Source organism: Thalassobellus sediminis, assembly GCF_044386045.1.
Taxonomy (GTDB): Bacteria; Bacteroidota; Bacteroidia; order Flavobacteriales; family Flavobacteriaceae; genus Thalassobellus; species Thalassobellus sediminis.
The window spans coordinates 1-2,862 of record NZ_JBISCD010000032.1 but is presented as its reverse complement, the minus strand read 5'-3'; the positions used below and the strand labels follow the sequence as shown (position 1 = coordinate 2,862).

Below are 2,862 nucleotides of genomic sequence, written 5' to 3'. Positions count from 1 at the left end.
TTGAAGGCAAATCCTTTGAAACCAAAGAATTGAAAATAATAGTTGAATAAAAAAACGTACTACAACAAAGTATAAGAAATAATGCTTAAATTTATTTCTTAATCAAAAAGTTAGTGCTTTTTTAGTCACTCTGATTTTCCTGCGGAAAATCCTCGGACACAAAAACGCACTATTCTTATACACAACCGTTAGCTTAAATAACTCCAACAAACCTTGCGCTGAAAAGAAACTGACCAATTTCGGATTTTTAAAAGTAAATCTTTACGCGGACTTTTAGCATGATACAGAAAACTACTCTTGCGGATTTTAAGCTAGTTTGCGGAATTTGAAAACCAATTAAATACTCGTACCGATTTTATCACTCAAACGGATTTTAAATGCTGTTTCTGACTTTTTACTCAAACGGAATTAATTGCGGAAACAAAAAAAAACGTAATTACTCAAATGTGTCGTTACATAAGCTAACAATGTGTAAAAAAAATACTATCTTTATTTCTTAAACGGGAATTAGTACTTTTTTGTTTTCTTCCGATTTTCCTTCGGAAAATCGTAGAGCACAAAGCCGTACTTTCCTTACACCAAACCGTTGCCAGTAATTTGAGAAACAGAACTAAATGGGAGTTTGGAACACAGAAATAAAAGGAAACGACACTACACTTGACATTTATTCGAACTTTTTCGATAAGTATAATAATGGAGGAAATCAAGTTTTGGTTTCGGACGAAATAAAAACGGAATTTGCTGATTATTTTTCAGATTCAGACGACCGAAATAACTCATTATTTGGACTTGCTCTGGCTCAATGGGAAACAAAGTCTCTTGAACCCGAAATTTTAAAGCAAGTAAAAGAAATAATTGATAGCGGAACTGACTTGGAATTGTGGAAAGAACTTGGTGCAGATGAAAAGACAATTCAGGAAAGAAAAACCGAATTACAGAACTTTCTGAAATTAATATCGACTGAAAAACCAAAAGCGAAAAGAAGAGTTCGACCGAAATTTGAATTTACGACAAATGAACTTGTCCGAACTTCAACTGCTGACGGAACAAAGGAATTTAGAGTAAACGAAGAATTTACAAATGGAAAATATATCCATACAAGTGGAATAATGGAATGGAATTCTGGTGGTGGAGCAGGAATAATGTACTTTAATGGAGAAGGTAAAAAAGTTTCTGCCAAATGGATTGACAATAACAACTTGGAAATAATTCACGAACCGAATTTGAATTTTGTAAAAAAGGAGAATGAATCATTTTTTCAAGGAGATAAAGCGATAATAAAATATAAAGTGGAATAAAAACTACTGGCAACAAAGCATAAAATTAATGGCTAGTTTTAGCCTACTTGGAAAATTCCTTCGGAATTTTCCGCTGGCAAGTTTCTATTTATTAAATTAGTGCCTAAACGCGCCACTAATATTATACGTAACCGTTACCACCAATTTGAAAACAGAACTACGAAAGAACAATATTAACTGGATTTTTGGGCTGATATTCCTAATATTTGGAATCGGATTAATCTACCACAGTTTAACTGATTTCTTTAAATATAATTTTACGTCAGTTTTGTTCGTTATAATGCGTTCTAATTCAAGTATCATAGCTGAATTTATATTTGGAGTTTTACTTTCGTTTTCTGGAATTCTGATTTTTTTAAATACCAAAAATTGGTTGACTTTAATAAAAACAATAACGATTGGAATAATTGCGAATATAGTTTTCTCTTTTTCATTAAGAGTTGTTGATTACATTTTCAATTGGGAATTGTTAGCGGAATTATCAATTAGAATAATAATTGGCTACGGAATTTATAATCTGACTATGTATCTGATTCGAATAAATCAATCTGAATGGAATTTAAAAACGGAAAAATGGAATTTTATAATCGGAATTGTAATTGGACTTTTTCCATTCTTATTCCGACAAATTTGGTTCTAAAAATATAAAAACTGGTGGTAACAAAGTATAAAATTAATGGCTGGTTCTAGCCTACTTGGAAAATTCCTGCGGAATTTTCCGCTGGCAAGTTTCTATTTACTAAATTAGTGCTTAAACACGCCACTAATATTATACGTAACCGTTGCCATTAATTTGACCAAAATACCGAAATGATTAAACTGATTTTTATATTTATCGGATTTCAAGTTCTTTTCTTAATACCTTCTTACTTTTTATATAGAAAGTTTTTAGCAAAAAAATTTCGAATTAAAAACGTGAAATTATATTCAATTCTAACAACACTTTTAATGCCGATTTTATTGACCACCATAATGATTGGGATTTGTTACGGAATAATTAATCCCATTTTAAGATCAAAGAAGTTTAATTCAAAAGACTGGATTGAAAATGTAGATTCAAGATATAAAATGGTTAATGATTTAAAAAAGAATAATAAGCTCAATGGAAAAACAAAAAAGGAGATAATTGAATTGTTAGGAACGGAATACACAACTGATTGTTGGACTAAAAACACAATTTGTTATGCAACACCTGACCCAGATAATTATGCAATGCTAGACCACTACGAATTTGTTGTTTTCTTAAACAAAAAAAATAAAGTTGAAAGAGTTGAAAATATAAATAGATAAAAACTAATGGCAACAAAGTATATAAAAAATTGCTGTTTTAGGCTTAACCAAAGTTTGTTGCTTTGTTTGCTTGCTTCTGATTTTCCTTCGGAAAATCCTCGCACACAAACACGCAACATTTCATATACATAAACGTTGTAAACAAGCTAAACCAAAATATGAACTTCATTAAAAAACTTTTCGGATTAAATAAAAAAGAGGAAGAAGAATACTCTGTAAATTTTATTGTCGCAACTCTAAATGATAAAGTAATGCCAATCGATAGAGGAGAAAT

Annotated in this window: 2 protein-coding genes; both read left to right on the top strand. The window is 30.5% G+C overall.

The features are described 5' to 3' along the window. Positions 1 to 614: 614 nt before the first annotated feature. Positions 615 to 1,298: a hypothetical protein gene (locus ACH5TW_RS00395; RefSeq protein WP_439334495.1), complete on the top strand. Its 684-nt coding sequence runs from the start codon at positions 615 to 617 to the stop codon at positions 1,296 to 1,298. Positions 1,299 to 2,213: 915 nt separating this feature from the next. After that, positions 2,214 to 2,588 carry a hypothetical protein gene (locus tag ACH5TW_RS00390; protein WP_439334494.1) on the top strand — a complete coding sequence of 125 codons (375 nt, stop codon included), beginning with the start codon at positions 2,214 to 2,216 and terminating at the stop codon, positions 2,586 to 2,588. Positions 2,589 to 2,862 lie beyond the last annotated feature (274 nt).

Coding starts and splice junctions, on each gene's coding strand:
- ACH5TW_RS00395 (WP_439334495.1), top strand. CDS start 615: ATGGGAGTTTGGAACACAGAAATAAAAGGAAACGACACTACACTTGAC.